Below are 22,094 nucleotides of genomic sequence, written 5' to 3'. Positions count from 1 at the left end.
CCGGTTCAGTTAGCCGTGGGTTCAAAGCGATTCTTATTTGGTGGGCTTCCGAATAGTCGCAAAGGGAGTTAGTTCCCGCGCTTGCCCCGTTTGGGCGGGGTAAGCGTTCATCTGCGCCGTCCAGCCAAGGCGTTTTCGCCTTCCTGTTTATGCTCACGGCAGAACCAGAGCTGACCATATCCGGTCTTGTACCCGAACGATCCCCACGCTTTGCAGCCCTTCGCATCGCAGTAGTGTTCGAACAGCTTGCCAACTTTCGCGGCGATGGCGTTGTCGTTTTTATATCCGCTCATTTGTACCAGTACCCACCTTCCCACGTAAAAGGCCGGTTAAACTCCAGCTGCTTGCTATCCCGAAGCACTTCAAACATCCTCTTCACCAGATCCACAACCTCATCCTTGCTGTCGCATGATCCGTAAGGCAGTTTTTGAAAGGGGCAGATGGGCATAACGAGCGCCCACTGCCACATTCCGGCGCTTGGGCCAAAATTGTTTCGTATGATCCGGCAGAAATCACCCCAGTCTGTGTAGGCAATAAAGTCGTTATGGCACGTCTGACCGCCGATGACGGTTCTCTTCCATTTCAAGATCATCATTTTTCTGGCAGCCCGTAGCTGATGAAGTTGTCATCCTTGTTCCCGCACTTGCTGCAAACAAGCCGAGGTTCCAACTCCTCAAGCGTCTTCCACTCTCCAAAGCGTGCGGCCATTAATGGCGCGGATTTCTCAAAATGATGCTGGCAACGCGCACAGGTGAACCTCACCACGTGCTGAAGTCGCAGCTCGCGCAGAACTGTTCGCATGGTCATTGCTGTTTGTAGGTTGTCGTTGGCTATTGCCGCGATGTTCCTATTTTGTTCACTAACGATGAAAGAGTCAAACTGATTCTGTCTGCACGATCGAAAAACATGAATCCGTGCAGAATCCGTGGAAAACGGTAGAATCGGTGCGCAAACACTTGTAAATGCTTGCGCACAGAATCCCTTCACACGGGAGGGGTCACAGGTTCAATCCCTGTCGCGCCCACCATTCCAAATCTCTGTTGAATTCATTTTGTTGTCATGCGCAAAGGTGCGCAACACGCTTGTACACGCGTTCAGTTGCCGGTCGGTGCCGTGGCACCTGGAACGCCCGTATTCGTCACGATATTTCTGTCGTCATCATATCTGGTAATGAGCATCAGGGCGGTGAGGGCGACTAAAATCGGCACAATAAGACACAACACCCTGACCGCAATCAGAGCAGTATGTCGGGTCCATGTCAGCGCTCTTGCTCTCATGGCTGATACTATCTCACGGATGACGGTAATTCGCCATAATGAGCAGCATTAACAATAAGCAATCTTGCGGATAAGTCGGACGACCTTATCGAGCGCACCGTTGCCGGTTGAGGCGCACTTTGATCTTGTCGGGCTTGCCTGAATCGGTAGTTTTGGACGAGACGATATGCGCCCGCACAGTGCAGGTGCCAGCGAGCACCTCAAAATTGTTTGCGCGGATGTACATGACCGTGTTGATCGGGTTCTTGGGTAGTTCGCGAGAGACCGCGTCTACGACCGCCTTGATTTCGGCGGCGCGCTGTTTGGGGGATGTTGCAGCCATAACTGTGCTGGTGGCGGTGAAGCCACTCACTGATAATGCCGCGATACAGATGAAAATAGCTTTCTTCATTGGCGATGCCTCCGATTGAGCTGAGTGGATGAAAGCGCGGCTCTGGCCTGAAGAAAACTATCGTCGCTTTCGCTTATTATGAGACTGGTAGCGTTTTTGCCGTCAGAAGCAAGTCGTGTCGAGTGGCAAAACCTATAAAAACGGGTATTTAAGCTCAATATAGATACATTGCCGGCTAATTGGCGGAACGTTTCGCAAACGCTGCTCATTGCCCAAAGAATGCGGCCCCGGATCTGCAAGAGAACGGGACCGCGACTATCAGAATCGCACTTTATGGGCGGGATTCGCTCCGGTAGGTTTACTGTGCCGGGGCGGGTGTTGCTGGTGCTGTGGTTTCACCGCCAGATGGCGCGTCGCTTTCCTTAGCCGCATTCGGATCGGCTACACCATTGGTGAACATCTTGGAGCGATCAAATGCAGGTGCTACCGTTAGCTCGTCCTTGGTGGCGCTGAGAACCAGCCACGTGTTTCCGTCACTACGGGTCGCCAGCTGCAAGACGTCCGGGCTAACGGCGACATCTTTTTCACCAACGCCGAGAAAGCCGCCCACACCGATCACTGCGGCCACAACAGAGCCGTCAGCGCTGACGATCAGATCGTTCAGCTTGCCGATGGATTTGGCGTCATTGGCGTCACTTTCATAAACGCTGCGGCCAATGAAGCTCGAAACCAGGACTTCTCCTTCCTTCGGCTCAACAAAACCGATTTTGCTCGTATCAGGCGAGGGAGAAGCACCGAACATATTCTTGGTAGAAACAGGCAAGTCCTGTTGAGCTGGTGCGTCTGTGCCGGGAGTGGTGGCGGAGGGAGCCGCCGTCTGCGCCAGAGCTGGGGCACTAATCAACAGTGCACACGCTGCCGTCAGAAGTGTCGTTCTAAACATAACTACTCTCCTTTCTGCATTGAGTGTTCATAGTCCTAACGGTCTGATTTCAGGATCGTTCCGACATTTTTTGCGCCTTGGTGGGATGGATGTCGGCTACGGAGTGCATGCGCGCGAAAACGCAAGCCAAAAGCGCCAGTCACAGTGAATCGGAAAGCCGACGCAACAGACGAGGTGTTTCGGGCATCAGAGCGATAGAGAAAACCGGAGATATATCCGGAGACGCGCTTACTGTACGGCTGGAACGACTGGAGCTGGATCGGATTGCACAGGAGCGACTACCGGTGCCGAGGGTGAAGGTCCGCAACGGTTTACACGGGTGTGGCGAACACCTTTCGACAGGAACACAATCTCAAGAGCATCGCCTATCGGGGTGATTGTCACATTCTCGCTGACCTGTTGGGCGTCGGCGCCGCAAACCAGATTGAGCGTGAACGTTCCCTTGTAGTTGTCGAGTTTCATCACCGTGCACTGCATGTCACGGGCGTCGAAGCGCTCCCGGGATATCGTGTAGCGCTTGTCATTATTGCTGCACCACGTGCCGATGATCGGCGTGGGGTCGACTGGCGACTTGGGCGGATTGACGTTGGCTGAAGGCGACGCCGTGCAGGATGCCAGCGCGGGAAGCGCCAATGCACAAGCAACATTCAGTTTACGCGACATTTCATACCCCTGCGAAGCAGATCAAACTGGAACAGTCAGGACTATTGGATATCGGGAAAGCAGCATGGGCTCAAGCGTCTAACGCGAGCAGATTGCGCGCTACCATGTAAAAAGGGAGACGCGGCAAGGGCATGCCACGTCTCCCTATAGATGCGTACCAGTTCAACGAAATACGCAACGGGCCATTTGGGGCGGCCCGTTGGAAACGATATTCCGCGCGCCAAAGAGCGCAATTGCAGATTTGTAACGAATTGTTGCTGGCACAATTTGGACCGGCAATGACACTAAAGGTCAGTCGCCTTTGACCGACACAACAACGCTGTCGTCATAAATCTCGACATAAATCAACGGCGTGCCGTTCAAAATGTCATGCTCGGCACGTCCGTAGAAGCTGCCATTGGCAACCATCCGTTCAAGGCGTGCCCGGTTGGCTTTGCTGCTGAAATAATCATCCAGATCGTCGTCGGAATCACGCTTGCCATAGACGTAAACATTTGCCCGATCCTGACGAATGATAGCCGCCGCCGTGGTCAGCCGCTCACCGGAAGAGTTGAAATGATCGGCAGCGCTGAGGCGCGCATAATATGAATCGATTGGTTTCTCAGCTGCACTGGCTACAGAAGCCGAAGCTAGCAAAAGCGCTGCGACTATAAATCCCCGCATGGTTTCCCTCATACTTAGTCAAAAGCTAAAGCAATTTGAGCGGGATAAAAACTGAGTCGCAAGCACAAGTCGAGTGGCTGAAAAGAGTAACGTTAGAGAGTGTCGAATGGATAAGAAAAACCCCGCTAATGCGGGGTTTCGTTCAGGACAACCATCGTTGGCGGTCATACCAGTCGTCAATTTCGGATTTGGCGCGGTCCTTGGCTACGCCATACCGCTCTTGAATCTTGCCTTCAAGCTGTTCACGACGACCGCTGATCTGATCCAGATCATCGTCGGTCAGCTTGCCCCATTGTTCCTGGATCTTGCCTTTAACCTGTTTCCAGTTTCCTTCAACGCGGTTCCAGTCCATCGGGATTTCCTCCGTTTTACGTTTTGGGGACAGAGGGGTAACGCGTGAATAGCCGGATAGTTCACCATTCGATGCCAAACCTGTAGGGGCAGTTATTGGAATGGAGGGAAACCAAAGGGAGAAACCCCGACGTTTGTGTTTGGTGCATAATGACGCCGGGGTGCGCTTCACCGCTGATGCAATAAAGCGCGCATGGAGATGATTGCATAAAGGCGGTAGAAAAATGAACCCGTGCAGGTTGCATCGAGAAGATGGAGTGGGAGACGCTCAACAAGGGCAGCGTGGCGTCTCCCATGTCAATTGCGCGCTATTGGGGCAACGCGCAATTTAACGGACTGGTGTGTCTTCCAGTCGGGCGGTTGCTTGGGCCGCCGAAGATGAATTTACAGTGGACCACGTTTATCTCAATCGAAGATTTGTAACGAATATTTGCTGGGTATTTCCCGGCTTTGCCGTCACGGTAACTAATTATTATACAGCTTCAAATTTTTTGAAGAATATTACTAATCTTATTAAGATGATCACAGATGGTTGATAAGTCGAAGCTGTTCATTTTGAGTTCATGCGCTAAGTTTCATGATACTTCCATCAAGAGGAGTACAGGAAATGAAGCTCTTTAGTGGACTTGTTGCCGGAATTGTTGGCGTTGGCTTATTGGTCGGCGCGGGAGCAGCTTCCGCTGCGCCGGTGGCCAATCTCGCAAAGCCCGGCGTAACCTCCAATGTGGAACAGGTGCGCGATCATCGCGGTTACCATTCGCACAAGCACTGGAAGAAGCGCAATTACCACAGGCGGGACCATTGGCGATCTGATCGTCGTCACTACAGGGATCACCGCTGGCAATCGCATCGTCATTACAAGCGCGATTACTATCGCGGGCATTACCGGCATCACGGCGGCCGATGGAATGGCCCGGGCAGTTCCAATCGATAAATAATAGGGGGCGCGTGAGCGCCCCTTTTTATGTGGCCCGTCGAACATCGTGATTATGCAAAACGTCGGTAATTGACTGAATCTCCGTTTCGCTGAAACATGCGATCAGTGTGATCAGACTCGGAGATCGACATGTCGGAAACCGACGATAAAGCCAGCAAGTTTCGTCAGGAAGTTCTCGATAGGGTGTTGCGTTATCTGGGAAGGTCTCCAGAGACGTTAACCGCCCGAGAAAAGTCCGTTCTTAAGCGATTGGCCGATCGGCAGACAATCGCGCAAGATATCAACGAATCCTTCGACGAAAAGCGGACTACCGGACAGCGTCTGGCCGATAAGGTCGCCGAGTTTGGCGGCTCGTGGACGTTTATCATTGTCTTTGGTGTCATTCTCGCGGCCTGGGTGGCGTTCAACAGCCTGCTGGCTGCGAAAGCGTTTGACCCTTACCCGTATATTTTTCTCAATCTGGTCCTTTCCATGCTGGCGGCAGTCCAGGCGCCGATCATCATGATGAGCCAGAACCGGCAGGCGGCTAAAGACCGGCTGGATGCGTCGCACGACTATGAAGTGAATTTGAAGGCCGAGATTGAAATCATGGCTTTGCATGAAAAATTCGATCAGTTGCGCTCAAACGAACTGAGAGGACTGATCGAGAAGCAGCAGCAGCAAATCGAAATTCTGTCTGGCATCCTGCTGGAGAAAAATCAGAAGCAATCCTGATTACGCGGCAACATACACCGTCGTCCAACGTATTTTTTGCAAGTCCGTATTCCCGAAGCCAGATGCGGGGCTTGCTCTGAGAGAAAACGGTATTTTATGTCGAAGTTTTTAAAGCGATTTCTACAGTCGGTTGTTGGTTTGGTCGTTCTGCTGCTTGTCGGCGCGGCGGTATGGCTCGGTTTCAGCCCACCGGAGCTTTTGCGGGTCGGCACGGGTTACGCAGCCAAGATCGTCTGCTCCAATGTCTTTATCGCCAAAAGAGATGCCGAGGCGGTTCTCGCCGATGACGTTCAGGCGCCCGGAAATCCGCTCCTGAAATTCCTCAATGTCGCTGTGGACGACAGTTCCCATACTGTAACAGTTCGGATTTTCGGTTTCTTCGCGCCAAGCAAGGCCGTGTTTCTTCCCGGTCAGGGATGCGCCAATGTTCAATCGACCGATAGTCGCAGTATCGCCAGCGATGAAGCTGCATCAGCGGCGATGCCGCCGCTGGACATCGCAATTTCTGCCAATGTGCAAAACGTTATCGAAGACAAGGAACTGACGGGCTCTGGCATGCGCGCCGTTGCCGTCATCCATAATGGTCAGCTGATCGCCGAAACCTATGGTGAGGGCTTCAGCGCCGATACACCGCTCCTCGGCTGGTCGATTACCAAATCCGTCATGGCGACACTGATCGGGATGCGCATCGCTGAAGGTCGGATGGATTTGGCTAAAAGCAATCTTCTGCCGGAATGGCAGAACGACGAACGCGCCAAGATTACTGTTGCCAATCTGATGGCCATGGAAAGCGGGCTGCGGTTTAACGAGAATTACGGAACGGTGGCGGATGTTACGCGCATGCTTTTTCTCGAAAAAGATATGGCTGGATTTGCGGCTTCGCTTCCGCTGGAGACGCAACCGGGGACGAAATTCAGCTATTCCAGCGGTACGGCGAATATTCTGTCCAAGCTTTTTATGTACAGTTTCGACAATCGCAATGAAGCACTGGTCTATCCGCGCATCGCTCTGTTCGAACCGCTCGGAATGAACAGCGCCACGTTGGAAACCGACGCGTCCGGGGTTTTTGCGGGCTCATCCTATATGTATGCCACCGCACGCGATTGGGCCAAGCTGGGTGCATTTCTGGCGGACGGAGGTAGAATAGACGGCAAACAGCTTCTGCCAGCGGATTTCGTATCGTTTATGCGCAAGCCTTCATCGGCCTCTGATGGGCGCTACGGTTCAGCGCAAGTCTGGTTGCGCGCAGGCGGGGCCAAGGCGGGCGAGGGCGGCATCCCCGATGATGCGTTCTGGATGTCCGGCCATGATGGGCAAACCGTCATGATCATCCCGTCCATGCATCTGGCTGTGGTGCGTCTCGGGCTGACACCTAACCGTTCCGGCTATAGCGTTCAAAACCTCGACGCGCAGATCATCGAAGCGCTTCGTTAGGCCGTCAGTCAGCCAGCACTAGCTTGCGAAAATCCTTGCCGCTCGGGTTCTGGAAGGCGCTCAGGCCGAATTCCGGCAGCACCGCATAGAGGTGGTCAAAAATATCGGACTGTATCTGCTCGAACGAAGCCCAGACCGTGGTGTTGGCGAAGCAATAGATTTCGAGAGGCAATCCTTCCGGGGTCGGGTCCATCTGGCGCACGAGCAGTGTCATGCCTTTATGAACGCCGGAGTGATTGCGCAGATAGTTCTCCACATAGGCGCGGAACGTGCCGATATTGGTGAAACGGCGCGTGTTGACGGGATTTTTGGCGCGGTCGCCGAGTCTATCGTTCCATTCGGCGATTTCCTTGGCCTTTTTGGGTAGATAATCGGCAAGCCAATCGACCGACGCCATGCTTGCACGCTCATCGTCGGAGAGGAAACGGATTGAGTTCTGATCGATGTAAAGCGCGCGCTTGATGCGTCGGCCACCTGATTCCTGCATGCCGCGATAGTTCTTCATCGGTTCGGTGATGAGCTTGCGGATCGGAATGGTGGTGATTGTTTTGTCGAAGTTCTGCACCTTGACCGTATAAAGCGCGATCTCCGTCACATCGCCATTGGCATCGAGGTTCTTCATCTCGATCCAGTCTCCCACGCGAACCATGTTGGAGGAGGCGATCTGCATACTGGCGACCAGTGAGAGCAGCGTGTCCTGAAAAACGAGGATCAGCACGGCAGCCATTGCACCGACACCGGAAAGCAGAATAACCGGCGACTTATCAAGCAGGGTTGCGATGATGAGAACAGCGGCGATGATATAGACCGCCAGCTTGGTAACCTGAATGTAGCCCTTGATGGGCCGATAACGCGCTTCAGGACGGCGATGATAAAGCGTGTCCACGACACCGAATGCCGAGTTCACTGCCAGCGCCAGTGTCAGAATGATGAAGGCGATTGCAACATTGCGAATAATGGTGATTGCCGTCTCCGGCAGTCCCGGGATTGCCACAATGCCGGAAGAAATGATCAAGGCAGGAATGATATTGGCCAGACGGCTGATGACGCTGTGCTGTTTCAGCTCTTCATCCTGACCGAATGGGGTCTTCTGAACAATCCGGTCAAGCAGCTTGAGCAGGATCGCCTTGATCAAAAAATTTGCGACGAATGCAGAGAGAAACAATCCCCCAAGAGCCGTCAGCGTCTCCGCCCACGGATGTGCAATAAAGAATTCCGACAATAGATTTTCCCGAGACGTGTTTTCGCGAGTGTTGATGGTTGCCGTTCAACGACTGCCACAGTTTTGATGATTGTATCATCGAGATCTATTGCGAAATAAGGCGACGTGGCTCTCAAATCAACCACTGAGAGTATTTTTAGGTGATGCCGATCCGGTCGAATTGTCCACGGACCGGCATTTGAATGCGGGTTGCTACAGTCGCTGAACTTCAAAGAGAGGCGGTTATGCCGCCATCGACATAGAGCACATGGCCGTTGACGAAAGACGAGGCATTGGACGCAAGGAAAATGCAGGCGCCGACAAGCTCATCGACCTTGCCCCAGCGCCCCGCAGGCGTCCGCTTTTCAAGCCAGCTCGAAAAAGTCGGATCAGAAACAAGGGCCGCGTTCAGCGGCGTATCGAAATATCCCGGCGCAATGGCGTTGCATTGCAGACCGTACTTCGCCCAGTCGGTGGCCATGCCTTTGGTGAGATTGCCAACCGCGCCTTTGGTGGCGGTATAGGGAGCTATACCCGGTCTGGCGAGGGCCGTCTGGACGCTGGCAATGTTGATGATTTTGCCTGCGCCGCGCTTGATCATATGTCTGGCGACAGCCTGCCCCACATTGAACACGGTGGAGACATTGGCTCTGAATAAGCGTTCAAAGGCATCGGCTGGAAAGTCTTCCAGCGGGGTGCGATGCTGCATGCCCGCATTGTTGACGAGAATGTCGATGGGGCCGACATCTGCCTCGAACCCGTCTAGGGCTGCGCGAACGGCTTCATGGTCCGTCGCATCGAAGGCCAGAGTGTGCTTCACGCCGAGGCTTTCGGCTGCCGCCTTCAGCTTGGCCGCATCGCGACCGTTGAGAATGACGTCAGCCCCAGCGGCGGCGAGACCCTTTGCCAACGCATAGCCGATCCCTTGCGACGAGCCGGTCACAAGCGCGCGTTTGCCTGTCAGATCAAAAAGTTGGACGCTCATATCTTCTCCCGGAGCTATTCGGTTAGAACGAAGCGATGGAATCCGCCGCGCACTTTTCTTGAAATTGCTTAGCTGAATGCGATCTGGGTTTTCATAGATTGCGTTTTATCCGACGCTAAATCGAAAGCCCTTAGCGCATCAGCCAGCGGCAGTGTCTGCGTGATGAGCGGTTTAACATCGATCAACCCGTCCTGCATAAGCTTTACGGCCAGAGCAAATTCTTCGTGAAAACGGAAGGAACCACGCAGATCAAGTTCCTTGGCCGTTATCATATTGATCGGCAGGTTCATCTCGCCGCCAACGCCGAGTTGGACGATGATACCGCGTGGTCTCACGGCGCGAATGCCTGCCACAAGGGCGGATGCTGCGCCGGAACACTCATACAATATATCGAACGAACCTTTGTTCTGGCTGAATTTGGCCAACCCTTCCGGGTTCTGCGAAAGATTGATCGTGCGATCCGCACCAACCTTGCGCGCAAAATCCAGCGCTGGCCCGGAAATATCCGCAGCGACGATCTCCGCCGCGCCTGCGCGACGGGCCGACAGGATCGACAGCGTACCGATCGGGCCGCATCCGGTCACCAGCACGCGCTTGCCCAATATCTCGCCTGCGCGGCGTGTGGCATGCAGCGTGACCGCGAGCGGTTCAGCCATTGCCGCTTCACCCGCGTTGAGGCCATCGGCCTTCACACACTGGCTCGCCTGTGCGACGAGCTGCTCCCGGAACGCGCCTTGTATATGCGGAAAGGGCATCGCCGATCCGTAAAAGCGCATATTGAAGCAGTGATTGGGCAGTCCTTTGAGGCAATATTCGCAGTGACCGCAAGGACGCGACGGTGATATGGCGACAAGATCGCCGATGGCCAGCCCGGAAACACCTTCGCCAAGCGCCGCGATATGTCCGGAAACCTCGTGCCCGAGGATCATCGGTTCCTTGACGCGCACGGTGCCGAAGCCGCCATGATTATAGTAATGCAGGTCCGAGCCGCAAATGCCGCCAACGGCGAGACGGATTTCAACCTCACCGGGGCCGGGCGTCTCTGGCTCACACTCGTCAATACGCAAGTCCTTTGCAGCGTGGATGACAATCGCTTTCATCGCGTCCTCACAGAGCCGGATTGGGAGTGGCCGACCCGCGAAGTGAGCCGACAAATTATTGAAGACCAGTATGCCCACAAGTCGCGCGTTTGAAACCCTTATCCGCAGCGAAACTCACAAAACATATGGCATTGCTTTTACAGCAGAACGTACGGGCAGTTTCCCTTCATCACAAACAGAAAGAGCGCCCCGAGGGGCGCTCTTTTATCATTTCGAAATGCTCGGCTGTTTCTAGCCGTCGTTCGATCAGCTGCAGCCGCTCGTCGCGCCGCAGGTGTCGCACTTCAGGCAGGTGCCGTTACGCACCATCGTGAAGTTCTGGCACTCCGTGCAGCTATCGCCGGTGTAACCCTGCATCATCGACTTGATGCGGCGGTCGGCTTCGATCTTCTTTGCTGAGGTGGCGCTTTCAGCACGGGCAGAAGCTGCGTCGGCAGCAGCCTTGTCGGAGAACAGTTCGGTTGCAGCCGAGGTTTCCTGCTGCTGAACCGGAGCGGTCTGCTCTTCGAAGTCACGCTTGAAAGCCGTTGCACCTTCCGTCACCAGACCGATGGTCGCCGGACGGCCAGCCGGAGTGGCACTGGACTTCAAGGTCGTGACATTCGACGCCTGCGGCGTCGATGCCGACGAGCCCTTGGCTTCGCTGCCCGGTGTCGTGTTGGTCACCAGCGTCGGCTTGTAGCCGCGCGTCCAGCCGGTCGAAACCAGATTGGTCTTGCCTTCCTGGATACCCTTGCCGAGCGCCGTGTTCGAAAAATCGCTCGTGTCGACATGGGCGAGATCGTTGCGGCCCAGATAGGACACAGCCAGTTCGCGGAACACATAGTCGATGATCGACGTTGCGGTCTTGATTGCATCATTGCCGATCACGATGCCAGCCGGTTCGAACTTGGTGAAGGTGAATGCCTCCACATATTCTTCCAGCGGCACGCCATATTGCAGGCCGAGCGACACAGCGATGGCGAAGTTGTTCATCATTGCACGGAAAGCAGCGCCTTCCTTGTGCATATCGATGAAGATTTCGCCGAGGCGTCCGTCACCGAACTCGCCGGTGCGCAGATAGACCTTGTGTCCGCCGACAACTGCCTTCTGGGTGTAGCCCTGACGGCGGTTTGGAAGCTTTTCGCGCTCGTGCACGATCTTCTCGATGACCTTTTCGACGATGCGTTCCGTCACCTGAACGGCGCGGGCTGCGGCCGGTGCTTCGATCAGCGCTTCGACTGCATCATCTTCGTCTTCATCGTCCGAGATCAGCGCGGCGTTGAGCGGCTGCGAAAGCTTGGAACCGTCGCGGTAAAGCGCATTGGCCTTCAGAGCCAGCTTCCAGGACAGCATGTAAGCGTTTTTGCAGTCTTCGACGGTCGCATCGTTCGGCATATTGATCGTCTTGGAGATCGCGCCCGAAATGAACGGCTGCGCAGCAGCCATCATGCGGATGTGGCTATCCACCGACAGGTAACGCTTGCCGATCTTGCCGCACGGATTGGCGCAATCGAACACTGCGTAGTCTTCTTCCTTGAGGAATGGTGCGCCTTCGAGGGTCATCGCGCCGCAAACATGGATGTTGGCAGCTTCGATGTCCTTCTTGGAGAAGCCCAGAGCCGGCAGCATTTCAAACGAAAAATCGTTCAGCTGTTCGTCGGTGAGCTTCAGCACGTCCTTGCAGAAATCTTCGCCCAGCGTCCACTTGTTGAAAGCGAACTTGATGTCGAAGGCGCTCTTGAGCGCTGCATTCAGAGCTTCGATCTTCTCATCGGTGAAGCCTTTGCCGCGCAGCGACGAAGGATTGACGCCCGGAGCCTGATTGATGTTGCCGTGACCGACAGCATAGGCTTCGATTTCGGCAATCTGGCTTTCCGAATAGCCGAGCGTGCGGAGTGCTTCCGGCACGGCGCGGTTGATGATCTTGAAGTAACCGCCACCGGCCAGCTTCTTGAACTTCACCAGTGCAAAGTCAGGCTCGATACCGGTCGTATCGCAATCCATGACGAGGCCGATCGTGCCGGTTGGCGCGATAACCGTCGACTGGGCGTTGCGGTAGCCGTGCTTTTCACCGAGTTCCAGCGCCTTGTCCCAGGCCGCACGGGCATGGGTGATCAGGTCCTGATCCGGGCAGTCTTCAGCAATCAGCGCCACCGGATTGACGGCGAGGCCTTCATAACCTTCAGTCTCACCATGGGCGGCCAGACGATGGTTGCGCATGACGCGCAGCATATGTTCCGCATTCGGCTCATAGCTTGGGAAGGTGCCCAGTTCCTTCGCCATCTCGGCGGAGGTTGCGTAGGCAATACCGGTCATGATTGCGGTCAATGCACCGCAGATGGCGCGGCCTTCATCCGAGTCATATGGGATACCGGAGGTCATCAGCAGGCCGCCAATATTGGCATAGCCAAGGCCGAGCGTGCGGTATTCGTAGGAGAGGCGGGCAATCTCCTTGGACGGGAACTGTGCCATCATCACCGAAATTTCGAGAACGATGGTCCACAGGCGCGCTGTGTGCTCGTAAGCCGCAATGTCGAACGAACCGTCCTTGTTGCGATAGGTGAGCAGGTTGATCGACGCCAGATTACAAGCCGTGTCGTCAAGGAACATATATTCCGAACACGGATTGGAGGCGCGGATCGGACCGGCGACCGGGCAGGTGTGCCAGTCGTTCATGGTCGTGTTGTAGTGCAGACCCGGATCAGCGGACGCCCATGCGGCATAACCGATCTTTTCCCAAAGATCGCGCGCCTTCAAGGTCTTCATGACCTTGCCGTCCTTGCGTGCGGTCAGGTTCCAGTCGCTGTCGTTTTCGACGGCGCGCAGGAATTCGTCCTTCAGCGAGACGGAGTTGTTCGAGTTCTGGCCTGAAACCGTGAGATAGGCTTCCGAATCCCAGTCCGTGTCATAGGTCTTGAACTGAATGTCGGTATAGCCCTGACGTGCAAACTGGATCACACGCTTGACGTAGTTTTCAGGAACCTGGTTCTTCTTGGCTGCTTTGATTTCGCGCTTCAGGGCAGGGTTCTTCGACGGATCGAAGCAATCATCATTGTCGGCTTCGCAGTTGACGCAAGCCTTCATGATTGCAGCCAAATGCTGCTTGACGATCTTGGAACCGGTGACGAGCGAAGCGACCTTCTGCTCTTCTTTCACCTTCCAATCGATATATTCTTCGATATCCGGATGGTCGATGTCGACCACGACCATCTTTGCGGCGCGACGGGTCGTGCCGCCCGACTTGATGGCGCCCGCAGCGCGGTCGCCGATCTTGAGGAAGCTCATCAGGCCAGACGACTTGCCGCCGCCGGAAAGCTTTTCGCCTTCGCCGCGCAGATGGCTGAAGTTGGAACCCGTGCCGGAGCCGTATTTGAAGAGGCGCGCTTCGCGAACCCACAAGTCCATGATACCGCCCTCATTGACCAGATCGTCAGCGACGGACTGGATGAAGCAGGCATGCGGCTGCGGATGTTCGTAGGACGACTTGGATTTGGTCAGCTTGCCGGTCTGCCAGTCGACATAGAAATGGCCTTGGCCGGGACCGTCAATGCCATAAGCCCAATGCAGGCCGGTATTGAACCATTGCGGGCTGTTCGGAGCAACGCGCTGGGTGGCGAGCATATAGGCAAGCTCGTCACGGAAGGCGAGGGCGTCTTCTTCCGAACCGAAATAGCCGCCCTTCCAGCCCCAATAGGTCCAGGTGCCGGCAAGACGGTCAAAAACCTGACAGGCATCCATTTCGGAGCCATAACGCTCGTCCTGCGGCAGCGATGCCAGCGCATCTTCATCGGCGACCGAGCGCCACAGCCACGACGGGACGTCGTTTTCTTCAACTTTCTTCAGATGGGCGGGCACGCCAGCCTTGCGGAAGTATTTCTGCGCAAGAATGTCTGCTGCAACCTGGCTGAACTGAGCCGGTACATTGATGTCTTCCAGGCGGAATACGATGGATCCATCGGGATTTTTGATCTCGCTGGTCGCAGTCCGAAACGCGATGTCCGCATAGGCCGACTGATTCTCTTTCGTGAAACGGCGTTCGATCTTCATCTTTTCCATCCAAACGTTCTATATATAGTAGCGCCAAAGGTGAGTTTCCACCATGGCCCGCCACTTGCTGTCTGTACCGCGTCTCTGTCTGAAAGCTCTTCTGCGAGGAAGGGCCTCTTGGTGAGGATTCCGGCATATAACCGGGATCCCGAATTCTGTTTCTGCTGCATCCGGCGCATAAAAAAACACCCCAAGGCAGCCTGAGCTATCCTTGTCAGGGGCATTGCAAACCAACAAATCAGCAGATCGAAAAATACTCTATCTTGTAAGAAGCGTGAGCGCAAATACTAAATCTAGTGTTAACGCTCTTTCGTCATGTGGCTGCATCTGCTTCTCCGAAGGTGGTCCGGCCCGGAAATCGGGCACGACGAAGCCCGGAGCGAATTCTACGCTGAGTAAGCGCAACGCCCGTTCCAGAACTTGACTAACCTGAAAGAAAGACCGGCAATTCAGACGCCCGGTCACGCCACTTACGCAACGATAAGTTCATAAAAAACGACTCGGCTGCGAGCGTCAAGCATTGGTTTGTTGTAAGGCGTCTAACGCTAGATATTGTGCGTAAGGCGCTGGGGGCTAATGTGGATAACGGGGAGAAGAGACGCTTTTGCGAATGAAGCCGGCTAAAACGCTTTTACCCCTTTTTAACCATTCATTGAGGGCAATTATTGCGCAAAAACAGTGGGATCGAACCACATTTTGATGAAAGATCTGAGCAAAAAGCGCGAGATGACAGACAAAATCGGTCCGCAATGGGCAATAAAAGCCTTGCTCGGGATGCTTTGAATTGCGCTCAGGGAGCAGTGGTGGCGGCGATTGCGAGGCCCTATGGGGCGGAATTGCCGCTGGAAACGCTACAGATAAGCCGAGCGAGCGCAGAAATGCAGCGTTAATGGAGAAATGGTGCCGCTATTCAGCGGCAACTCTCATACCCGAATCACCAAAGTGAAGAAGAATCTGCTTCAGTTCGGTTTCTTCGACGCGCCTTGCGGCCTCCTCCGGGCATACCCATTCGCAGATGCGCTGATCCCTCTCCGGCCAGCTCTTTTCCTGACCGGTGAAACGGACGGCATAAACTGCGACCGAAAACTGATTGATCCGCTCGGGCGGCATATCCATTTTGCAGTAATTGAAGTTGCCGACAGGTTCTGGAGTGACATCACCGCGTATGCCTGCTTCTTCGAAGGCTTCGCGCAATGCCGTTTCAGCGAGCGTGCGACCGACTTGCGGCCATCCCTTGGGGATGATCCAGCGGCCCGTACCACGGCTCGTGATGACGAGAACCTGAAGAGCGCCCATTTCGCGACGATAGACGAGGGCCGCAACCTGCTGCAAACGGCCAGAAGGCGTAAGAATACGCTTTTCCGTTGCAATAAGTTGTTTGGCTGCCGTCTTCACTGCGAAATTCCCTCTTTTCCTTAAAATGGTATGATTCGTCAAAATAACAACTGCTCAAATGCGCAACAGACCTTACAAAAGGACAAAAAAGTCCTTTATTTTAAAGCTACTATTGAAATACAGGGAGGGCGCGTTGCTATTCAACACCGAACCTGACCGCTATCAGCGCCATTTCGACCTTTTTCTTATAGCACGCGATTACGGCAGAAATATCCTTTTTTTCATTTTCGTTTATTTTCGTTTTTAAGTGCCTGTTTGGGCAGCGCCATCTTTGAGGAAAGTCTCGCCTTCCTGCTGGTTTCATACGCAGAACAATTGCGCCAAATAAAAATGCCAGCCGGTTAGGGCTGGCATTGGGAATGTCTTGGAGCGCGATGAAGTAGGGTTTATCCGCGCTTGTCGCCTGCAATCGGCTCCAGATAGGTGTAGCCCATATCCCAGGGGAAATAGATCCAGGTGTCCTGCGATACTTCGGTTACGAAGGTATCGACCAGCGGACGGCCTTTCGGCTTGGCATAAACCGTTGCAAAATGCGCCTTCGGCATCATTTCGCGGACGATAGCGGCCGTCTTGCCGGTATCGGTGAGGTCGTCGACGACGATCACGCCTTCGCCGCCATTTTCCAGAAGCTGTTCGCCGATGCCTTTGAGGATCTGCATTTCGCCCTGCGACGTGTAGTCGTGATAGGAAGCAATGCAGACAGTTTCGATAAGGCGGATGCCGAGTTCACGGCAGATAATGGCCGCTGGCACCAGACCGCCGCGCGTAATCGCGACGATTGCACGCCAGTCGTGCCCCATGCCGGAAATGCGCCAGGCAAGCGCGCGGGCATCGCGGTGGAACTGATCCCAGGATACGGGAAAGGCTTTATCGGGCAAGGACATCGAAACGCTCCATGGAACAGTCCGTGGGCTGTGGCCCACAGACTGGCTAAACCAAAAATGCGCGATGACCACCGTCAAGCGCGCTGAACTGTGTAGACCTTCGCTTTCGCCATCTGCGCCCACCATAATAGGGGCTGCAACACGATGAAAAGGTTTCTTCAACCCGGCACAGTCAGCGCCGGGTAGTGCTGATAACCGCAAAAACACCGATCTTGCAAGTCCGTTATGGCTTGAAGACGCCTGATGCGACGAATTGGGGATAATTGCCCGCTCAAAATGAGCGGACATGTCACCGAGAAAACAGTGTCAGAACGGGAAGATCATTGAGCATCGAGCGGGTCACGCCGCCAAAAACCAGCTCGCGCAGGCGCGAATGGCTATAGGCGCCCATGACGAGCAGATCGGCACGCTCAGCGATGATATGTTCGCGCAGCGCATCCTGTGCATAGCGTCCATTCGCGCCGAGCGGCGTGACATTCACTTCAATACCATGACGAGCAATGGATTCAGCCAGCTCGGTACCGGCCAGCGCTTCGTCCTCGCCTTCGGCTTCTGGCGGGTCGACCCAGACGATTTCAGTACGGCCAGCCTGTTTCATCAGGGGCAGTGCATCGAATGCTGCGCGGGCGGCTTCTCGCTTGCCGTTAAAGGCGACAACAATCCGGTCGAGCGACACTGGCCGCATCACAGGTGCATAAGGCACGAGAAGAACCGGGCAGCTTGAATTGAAGACAATCGTGTCTGCGGTTTCGTCATTGGTGGCCGGATCGTCGGGGTCCGGCTGGCCCGCAACCAGCAATTCCGCACCAAGACACGAGGTCAGAACGCCATCGGCAGCGGTGCCGGTTTCAGAGCGAGTGATACGAAATTCGAAATGCGCGTCCTGGCGGCGCATCTCTTCTTCAAAGACGTGTTTCAGCCGTTCGGACAGTTCCTTGTGCTGCTTGTCGTGCAGTTCGAACATGCCGGGATCAATGAACCCGTTGGGATCGGCATAAACGATAGGTGAGGGGATGGAATAGAGGCCGATGACATGAAGATCGGGCACTTTTCGCATCAAAAGCGCGATGGCGGACAGAACCCGCTTCAGCTCGGCCTCGCTCCGGGAATAGGCAACCACCGTTTTGTAGGTCATGACCGATCTCCTTCCAGCTGTGTTTCCATTTTAGCATAGAATGCAACGAGTTGCGCTGGCAAAAGGTTGCAAAACTTAAAGGACGTGTTTTCGAAATGTCGGTTTGGTCAGCTTGCGCCGGACGCCACCAGCCCGGCAATCATCGCTTCGATTTCGGCAGCTGCCGCATCAATTTTCTGTGGGTCACTGCCGCGCACCACAAGCTCGGTGCTGAAGCGCCCGCTTTCGAACTTCGGATAGGAACCGATAATGGTATCGGGGTTCTGCTTCTGGATTTCAGCCAGCGGCGCGCCGATTACGCCTTCACCGAACGGACAGAGCACAGCGCGCGACAAGAGCTTGCGGCCGGTCCGCAAGGTTGGGATCACATTGTCGAGCATGGCCTGAAAAACGGACGGAACGCCCGCCATCACATAGACATTGCCGATGTGGAAGCCCGGCGCGGAAGAAACCGGATTGTCGATATGTTCCGACCCTTCCGGCATACGGGCCATGCGCTTGCGTGAATCGGTAAATTCCAGACCGCGCCGCGCATAATTGTCGCCAAGAAGCTTCATGGCCTTTTCATCATAGATGCAGGGCACGCCGAAGGCTTTCGATACGGCGTCGGCAGTGATGTCGTCATGGGTCGGGCCAATTCCGCCCGAGGTAAAGACATAATCAAAGTTCGGACGCAGGGCATTCAGCGCGGCGACAATGGCATCTTCCTCGTCCGGCACGATGCGCACTTCCTTGAGATCGATACCCACAGCGGTCAGCAGATCGGCCAGATGCCCGATGTTCTTGTCCTTGGTGCGCCCGGAAAGAAGTTCGTCGCCAATGGCGAGCATTGCAGCCCTGATGGCCTGCTGCGAAGTGTCGGTCATGCCCAGACTCCATTTCAATTTGGCGACAGTTAAGCCTCAGGGGCACCCCGCCGCAACCGGTTTGTCGCAAAAGACAAAATGTTCCTCCGATCGGTCATCTTCCCAAAATGAAAATGCTCTCTAGTTGAGTGAATGCGGAAAAGGGGTTCCGCAAAACCGAAAACGGAGACGTCAGATGGTAAAAGTTCTGGTGCTGTACTATTCGTCCTACGGGCATATGGAGCAGATGGCCAAGGCTGCGGCAGAAGGTGCGCGCGAAGGCGGCGCGGAAGTCACGATCAAGCGGGTGCCCGAACTGGTTCCGCTCGATGTCGCCAAGGCCTCGCATTATAAGGTCGATCAGGACGCACCGATCGCATCGCCGAACGAGCTGGTCGAATATGATGCTATTATATTGGGTACTGCGACCCGCTACGGCATGATGGCCGCGCAGATGAAAAATTTTCTCGACCAAACGGGTGGCCTGTGGGCCAAGGGCGCGCTGCTCAACAAGGTTGGCTCGGTGATGGTTTCAACGGCGACGCAGCACGGCGGCGCGGAACTGGCCTTGATTTCGGCACAGTGGCAGTTGCAGCATCATGGCATGATCATCGTGCCGCTTTCCTATGCCTATCAGGGGCAGATGGGCAATGATGTGGTGCGCGGCGGAGCGCCTTACGGCATGACGACGACGGCGGACGGCGACGGTTCGCGCCAACCATCGGCACAAGAACTGGAAGGTGCACGTTTTCAGGGCAAGCGCGTCGCTGAAATCACCGCCAAACTGCACGGCTGATGGCATCCGATCAAAACAAAAGCCGCCGGGAAAACACGGCGGCTTTTGCTTATGAAAAAGTGTGGTGCGGTCGGCGGGACTTGAACCCGCAAGCCTAAAAGGCGACGGATTTTAAGTCCGTTGCGTATACCAGTTTCGCCACGACCGCAGCGACAGGATTTCTATGTCATGATTTGCGCGTCGATTTCAAGACAGAAAGCTTGTCAGCAATAACAGCTGAATTATCGAATATCCTTATGTTCTAAAATAGAAAAGCGGTATGATCGGCGCGTTTTCCCGACCATGAATTTGATCGGTTTGCGCCAGATGTCACTATTTCCGCAAAAGCCTGTCTGCTGACGAATTTTGGATATGACAAGCTGTCAGGAATGATTTACACCTAGAGCTGGACCGCTACGCGGCGGTCTGGGGCTTAGTAACCCCTTTATCACTGCGTGGTTGGCGTCACCGAAAGGCGCCGAACCTTCGTCCTTTATGGTCAGGGTGCTTGCGACGTATGTCCAAGCTTCTCTGAAGCCAAAGGTCGTGAGGCCGTCGCAGTGCGGTTACTAACACCCTGATCACCAAAGATCGAAGGGCACAATGCGGGGGCGTACCGCGAGAGTGCTTTGGGGGCGTGACCGGTATGACAGACACTGTAACCTATTACACAATCACCTATGATCATGTTCAGGATTGGTGCGGCGGATTTTTCCGTCAGGACCAGCGGCCAGAAGCCGAGGCCGCGCTTCGTTTGATGCAGCGCGAATTACAGAGGGAACGGTCTATTTCGTGGCAGGCGCTTTACCTCGAAGAAATAACAATCCCGCTTCCACTGAACGAAGCCGTTCTGTTTGAACTGCTGAATGACGGTCCGCTGGTGGTCTTCGGGGACCGCAAGATCGTCACTGTTTACTACGTGGGGTAGGTTGGCGTTTCCCTTCATCCTTGTTTGCATTGGCAAATCCGTATAGCGATGTGAACACCGAGTAGGAATGAAGAGAGTTTCAGTATGACCGCCTTCGTCAAATCCGTGGCTCAGGCCGAAAAGGCAATGCGTGCGCTTTTCCCCGAAACACAATTGCAACTCAACGACTATCTCTCCCGCAAATATGGCGCAGAGATTTGGTTGAAGCGCGAAGATCTGACGCCGGTGCGGTCCTACAAGATTCGTGGCGCTTTCAATTTTATCTCCAAGGCCGTCAAGACAACCGACGAGAATGTCGTGTTCGTCTGCGCTTCGGCAGGCAATCACGCGCAGGGCTTTGCTTTCGTCTGCCGCCATTTCGGGCGCAACGGCGTTGTTTTCATGCCGGTGACCACGCCGCAGCAGAAAATCGACAAGACCCGCGCTTTTGGCGGTGAATTCATCGAAATCAAGCTCATCGGCGATATTTTTGACGTCTGCTATGCTGCGTCGCAGGAATTTGCGGCCAGTAACAAGGGCGTCATGGTGCCGCCCTTCGACCATCCGGGTATTGTGGAAGGTCAGGCGACCGTCGCGCTGGAAATCGAACGGCAATTGCCGGAGGGCAAGAAACCGGATCTGGTTCTGCTGCCGGTTGGCGGCGGCGGCCTCTCCGGCGGTGTGACGCAGTATATTTCCGATCTTGGCTGGAAAACCACGTTCCGCTTTGTCGAACCGAAGGGTGCGGCAAGCCTGAAAGGCAGTCTGGAAGCGGGCAAGCGTATCAAGCTTGCCCATGTCGATAATTTCGTTGACGGGGCGGCGGTTGCCGAGATCGGCAAGGAAAACTTCAAGCTTCTCAAAGGCTTTGACGCGAATTCTGTCATAACGGTTCCGGAAAACCGTCTCTGCGCGACGATCATCGAAATGCTCAATATTGAAGGCGTCGTGCTGGAACCAGCGGGCGCATTGGGCATTGATGCGTTGAAGGATTTCAAGAAAAGCGAACTCAAGGGCAAGCGTATCGTGATTGTCGTTTCGGGCGGCAATTTTGATTTCGAGCGCCTGCCGGATGTGCGCGAAAGGGCACTGCGCTTTGAAGGTCTGAAAAAATACTTCATTTTCCGCTTCCCGCAGCGCCCCGGCGCGCTGCGTTCGTTCCTCGATCTGCTGGGGCCGGATGATGACATCGCGCGCTTCGAGTATCTGAAGAAATCCGCCCGCAATTTCGGCTCGGTGCTGATCGGCATTGAAACGAAGGATGCCGCGAATTTCAAACTTCTGGAAAAGAAGTTCGGCGAGGCCGGTTGGGCTTATCAGGACATTACAGACAATCAGGTTCTGGCTGATTTCATCATTTGAACTGAAGTCTAAAGCGAAAACATTTGCTTTTTTGGCAAAACCACCCCATATGGGCGGCAGGCGCATGGGCCGACGTTAGATGTCGGCTTTCCCGGCATTGGACTTGTTGCGTCACACCTCTGTCTTCCGGAATGGTCTGGTAGCGGAGGGGACCTGAGATCTG

Annotated in this window: 22 protein-coding genes and 1 tRNA gene; 6 read left to right on the top strand and 17 right to left on the bottom strand. The window is 54.8% G+C overall.

Features of this window, described 5'->3' with window-relative positions:
* Positions 1–107 precede the first annotated feature (107 nt).
* The 7 genes from QBD01_RS17920 to QBD01_RS17890 all read right to left on the bottom strand — a co-directional run bounded on the left by QBD01_RS17920 (position 108) and on the right by QBD01_RS17890 (position 4,229).
* Positions 108–293, bottom strand: a complete 186-nt coding sequence (locus QBD01_RS17920) for a hypothetical protein (RefSeq protein ID WP_280993936.1) — start codon at positions 291–293, stop codon at positions 108–110.
* Positions 290–595 (bottom strand): hypothetical protein, encoded by a 306-nt coding sequence (locus QBD01_RS17915; RefSeq protein WP_280993935.1) that lies wholly within the window; start codon positions 593–595, stop codon positions 290–292. The genes QBD01_RS17920 and QBD01_RS17915 overlap by 4 nt, the downstream gene beginning before the upstream one ends.
* A gap of 767 nt (positions 596–1,362) precedes the next feature.
* The gene (locus QBD01_RS17910) at positions 1,363–1,668 is read right to left on the bottom strand and encodes a hypothetical protein (RefSeq protein ID WP_280993934.1); all 306 of its coding nucleotides are present in this window, start codon (positions 1,666–1,668) and stop codon (positions 1,363–1,365) included.
* Positions 1,669–1,966: 298 nt separating this feature from the next.
* Complete coding sequence (locus QBD01_RS17905) at positions 1,967–2,551, bottom strand: PRC-barrel domain-containing protein (protein WP_280993933.1); 585 nt, start codon at positions 2,549–2,551, stop codon at positions 1,967–1,969.
* A gap of 228 nt (positions 2,552–2,779) precedes the next feature.
* Positions 2,780–3,214 carry a hypothetical protein gene (locus QBD01_RS17900; protein ID WP_280993932.1) on the bottom strand — a complete coding sequence of 145 codons (435 nt, stop codon included), beginning with the start codon at positions 3,212–3,214 and terminating at the stop codon, positions 2,780–2,782.
* 291 nt (positions 3,215–3,505) lie between these two features.
* A complete protein-coding gene (locus QBD01_RS17895; RefSeq protein ID WP_280993931.1) occupies positions 3,506–3,877 on the bottom strand; it encodes a hypothetical protein in 372 nt (123 codons plus the stop codon).
* A gap of 142 nt (positions 3,878–4,019) precedes the next feature.
* Positions 4,020–4,229, bottom strand: a complete 210-nt coding sequence (locus tag QBD01_RS17890; protein ID WP_280993930.1) for a CsbD family protein — start codon at positions 4,227–4,229, stop codon at positions 4,020–4,022.
* 606 nt (positions 4,230–4,835) lie between these two features.
* Here QBD01_RS17890 and QBD01_RS17885 point away from each other — a divergent pair.
* The 3 genes from QBD01_RS17885 (at position 4,836) to QBD01_RS17875 (ending at position 7,313) form a co-directional block, all read left to right on the top strand.
* The gene (locus tag QBD01_RS17885; RefSeq protein WP_182521898.1) at positions 4,836–5,162 is read left to right on the top strand and encodes a hypothetical protein; all 327 of its coding nucleotides are present in this window, start codon (positions 4,836–4,838) and stop codon (positions 5,160–5,162) included.
* 132 nt (positions 5,163–5,294) lie between these two features.
* A complete protein-coding gene (locus QBD01_RS17880; RefSeq protein ID WP_182521899.1) occupies positions 5,295–5,879 on the top strand; it encodes a DUF1003 domain-containing protein in 585 nt (194 codons plus the stop codon).
* A 96-nt stretch (positions 5,880–5,975) separates the two neighbouring features.
* Positions 5,976–7,313: a serine hydrolase gene (locus QBD01_RS17875; protein WP_280993929.1), complete on the top strand. Its 1,338-nt coding sequence runs from the start codon at positions 5,976–5,978 to the stop codon at positions 7,311–7,313.
* A 4-nt stretch (positions 7,314–7,317) separates the two neighbouring features.
* Here QBD01_RS17875 and QBD01_RS17870 read toward each other — a convergent pair whose 3' ends face one another.
* The 9 genes from QBD01_RS17870 to QBD01_RS17830 form a co-directional block, all read right to left on the bottom strand.
* The gene (locus QBD01_RS17870; protein ID WP_280993928.1) at positions 7,318–8,535 is read right to left on the bottom strand and encodes a mechanosensitive ion channel family protein; all 1,218 of its coding nucleotides are present in this window, start codon (positions 8,533–8,535) and stop codon (positions 7,318–7,320) included.
* A gap of 208 nt (positions 8,536–8,743) precedes the next feature.
* Positions 8,744–9,499 carry an SDR family oxidoreductase gene (locus QBD01_RS17865; RefSeq protein WP_280993927.1) on the bottom strand — a complete coding sequence of 252 codons (756 nt, stop codon included), beginning with the start codon at positions 9,497–9,499 and terminating at the stop codon, positions 8,744–8,746.
* 68 nt (positions 9,500–9,567) lie between these two features.
* Positions 9,568–10,599: an L-idonate 5-dehydrogenase gene (locus tag QBD01_RS17860; protein ID WP_280993926.1), complete on the bottom strand. Its 1,032-nt coding sequence runs from the start codon at positions 10,597–10,599 to the stop codon at positions 9,568–9,570.
* Positions 10,600–10,845: 246 nt separating this feature from the next.
* Positions 10,846–14,628 carry a vitamin B12-dependent ribonucleotide reductase gene (locus QBD01_RS17855; RefSeq protein WP_280993925.1) on the bottom strand — a complete coding sequence of 1,261 codons (3,783 nt, stop codon included), beginning with the start codon at positions 14,626–14,628 and terminating at the stop codon, positions 10,846–10,848.
* Positions 14,629–15,534: 906 nt separating this feature from the next.
* On the bottom strand, positions 15,535–16,023 hold the full coding sequence (locus tag QBD01_RS17850) for an NUDIX hydrolase (RefSeq protein WP_182521905.1): 489 nt from the start codon (positions 16,021–16,023) through the stop codon (positions 15,535–15,537).
* A 136-nt stretch (positions 16,024–16,159) separates the two neighbouring features.
* Positions 16,160–16,432, bottom strand: coding sequence for a hypothetical protein (locus tag QBD01_RS17845; RefSeq protein WP_280993924.1), 273 nt, complete (start codon positions 16,430–16,432; stop codon positions 16,160–16,162).
* Complete coding sequence (gpt, locus tag QBD01_RS17840; protein WP_182521906.1) at positions 16,410–16,907, bottom strand: xanthine phosphoribosyltransferase; 498 nt, start codon at positions 16,905–16,907, stop codon at positions 16,410–16,412. Before gpt ends, QBD01_RS17845 begins: the two co-directional genes overlap by 23 nt.
* A gap of 289 nt (positions 16,908–17,196) precedes the next feature.
* Positions 17,197–18,042 (bottom strand): universal stress protein, encoded by an 846-nt coding sequence (locus QBD01_RS17835; protein WP_280993923.1) that lies wholly within the window; start codon positions 18,040–18,042, stop codon positions 17,197–17,199.
* 107 nt (positions 18,043–18,149) lie between these two features.
* Positions 18,150–18,908: a competence/damage-inducible protein A gene (locus QBD01_RS17830; protein ID WP_280993922.1), complete on the bottom strand. Its 759-nt coding sequence runs from the start codon at positions 18,906–18,908 to the stop codon at positions 18,150–18,152.
* 175 nt (positions 18,909–19,083) lie between these two features.
* Here QBD01_RS17830 and wrbA point away from each other — a divergent pair, with 175 nt between their 5' ends.
* Positions 19,084–19,683: an NAD(P)H:quinone oxidoreductase type IV gene (gene wrbA, locus QBD01_RS17825; RefSeq protein ID WP_280993921.1), complete on the top strand. Its 600-nt coding sequence runs from the start codon at positions 19,084–19,086 to the stop codon at positions 19,681–19,683.
* Between the two features lie 62 nt (positions 19,684–19,745).
* Here wrbA and QBD01_RS17820 read toward each other — a convergent pair.
* Positions 19,746–19,831 (bottom strand) — tRNA-Leu (locus tag QBD01_RS17820).
* A gap of 477 nt (positions 19,832–20,308) precedes the next feature.
* Between QBD01_RS17820 and QBD01_RS17815 the strand changes: the two genes are divergently transcribed.
* Both QBD01_RS17815 and ilvA read left to right on the top strand, forming a co-directional pair.
* Positions 20,309–20,590 (top strand): hypothetical protein, encoded by a 282-nt coding sequence (locus tag QBD01_RS17815; protein ID WP_280993920.1) that lies wholly within the window; start codon positions 20,309–20,311, stop codon positions 20,588–20,590.
* A gap of 84 nt (positions 20,591–20,674) precedes the next feature.
* Positions 20,675–21,931 (top strand): threonine ammonia-lyase IlvA, encoded by a 1,257-nt coding sequence (gene ilvA, locus QBD01_RS17810; protein ID WP_280993919.1) that lies wholly within the window; start codon positions 20,675–20,677, stop codon positions 21,929–21,931.
* Positions 21,932–22,094: the final 163 nt, after the last annotated feature.

The organism is Ochrobactrum sp. 19YEA23, from assembly GCF_029909865.1.
Lineage (GTDB): Bacteria > Pseudomonadota > Alphaproteobacteria > Rhizobiales > Rhizobiaceae > Brucella > Brucella gambitense.
The sequence above is the reverse complement of the archived record's forward strand: the minus strand, read 5'-3'. Positions and strand labels throughout refer to the sequence as shown.

Bases quoted from the DNA above. Each gene is read 5' to 3' on its own strand.
- QBD01_RS17920 (WP_280993936.1), bottom strand. From the start codon at position 293: ATGAGCGGATATAAAAACGACAACGCCATCGCCGCGAAAGTTGGCAAG.
- QBD01_RS17915 (WP_280993935.1), bottom strand. From the start codon at position 595: ATGATGATCTTGAAATGGAAGAGAACCGTCATCGGCGGTCAGACGTGC.
- QBD01_RS17910 (WP_280993934.1), bottom strand. From the start codon at position 1,668: ATGAAGAAAGCTATTTTCATCTGTATCGCGGCATTATCAGTGAGTGGC.
- QBD01_RS17905 (WP_280993933.1), bottom strand. From the start codon at position 2,551: ATGTTTAGAACGACACTTCTGACGGCAGCGTGTGCACTGTTGATTAGT.
- QBD01_RS17900 (WP_280993932.1), bottom strand. From the start codon at position 3,214: ATGTCGCGTAAACTGAATGTTGCTTGTGCATTGGCGCTTCCCGCGCTG.
- QBD01_RS17895 (WP_280993931.1), bottom strand. From the start codon at position 3,877: ATGCGGGGATTTATAGTCGCAGCGCTTTTGCTAGCTTCGGCTTCTGTA.
- QBD01_RS17890 (WP_280993930.1), bottom strand. From the start codon at position 4,229: ATGGACTGGAACCGCGTTGAAGGAAACTGGAAACAGGTTAAAGGCAAG.
- QBD01_RS17885 (WP_182521898.1), top strand. From the start codon at position 4,836: ATGAAGCTCTTTAGTGGACTTGTTGCCGGAATTGTTGGCGTTGGCTTA.
- QBD01_RS17880 (WP_182521899.1), top strand. From the start codon at position 5,295: ATGTCGGAAACCGACGATAAAGCCAGCAAGTTTCGTCAGGAAGTTCTC.
- QBD01_RS17875 (WP_280993929.1), top strand. From the start codon at position 5,976: ATGTCGAAGTTTTTAAAGCGATTTCTACAGTCGGTTGTTGGTTTGGTC.
- QBD01_RS17865 (WP_280993927.1), bottom strand. From the start codon at position 9,499: ATGAGCGTCCAACTTTTTGATCTGACAGGCAAACGCGCGCTTGTGACC.
- QBD01_RS17860 (WP_280993926.1), bottom strand. From the start codon at position 10,599: ATGAAAGCGATTGTCATCCACGCTGCAAAGGACTTGCGTATTGACGAG.
- QBD01_RS17855 (WP_280993925.1), bottom strand. From the start codon at position 14,628: ATGAAGATCGAACGCCGTTTCACGAAAGAGAATCAGTCGGCCTATGCG.
- gpt (WP_182521906.1), bottom strand. From the start codon at position 16,907: ATGTCCTTGCCCGATAAAGCCTTTCCCGTATCCTGGGATCAGTTCCAC.
- QBD01_RS17835 (WP_280993923.1), bottom strand. From the start codon at position 18,042: ATGACCTACAAAACGGTGGTTGCCTATTCCCGGAGCGAGGCCGAGCTG.
- QBD01_RS17830 (WP_280993922.1), bottom strand. From the start codon at position 18,908: ATGACCGACACTTCGCAGCAGGCCATCAGGGCTGCAATGCTCGCCATT.
- wrbA (WP_280993921.1), top strand. From the start codon at position 19,084: ATGGTAAAAGTTCTGGTGCTGTACTATTCGTCCTACGGGCATATGGAG.
- QBD01_RS17815 (WP_280993920.1), top strand. From the start codon at position 20,309: ATGACAGACACTGTAACCTATTACACAATCACCTATGATCATGTTCAG.
- ilvA (WP_280993919.1), top strand. From the start codon at position 20,675: ATGACCGCCTTCGTCAAATCCGTGGCTCAGGCCGAAAAGGCAATGCGT.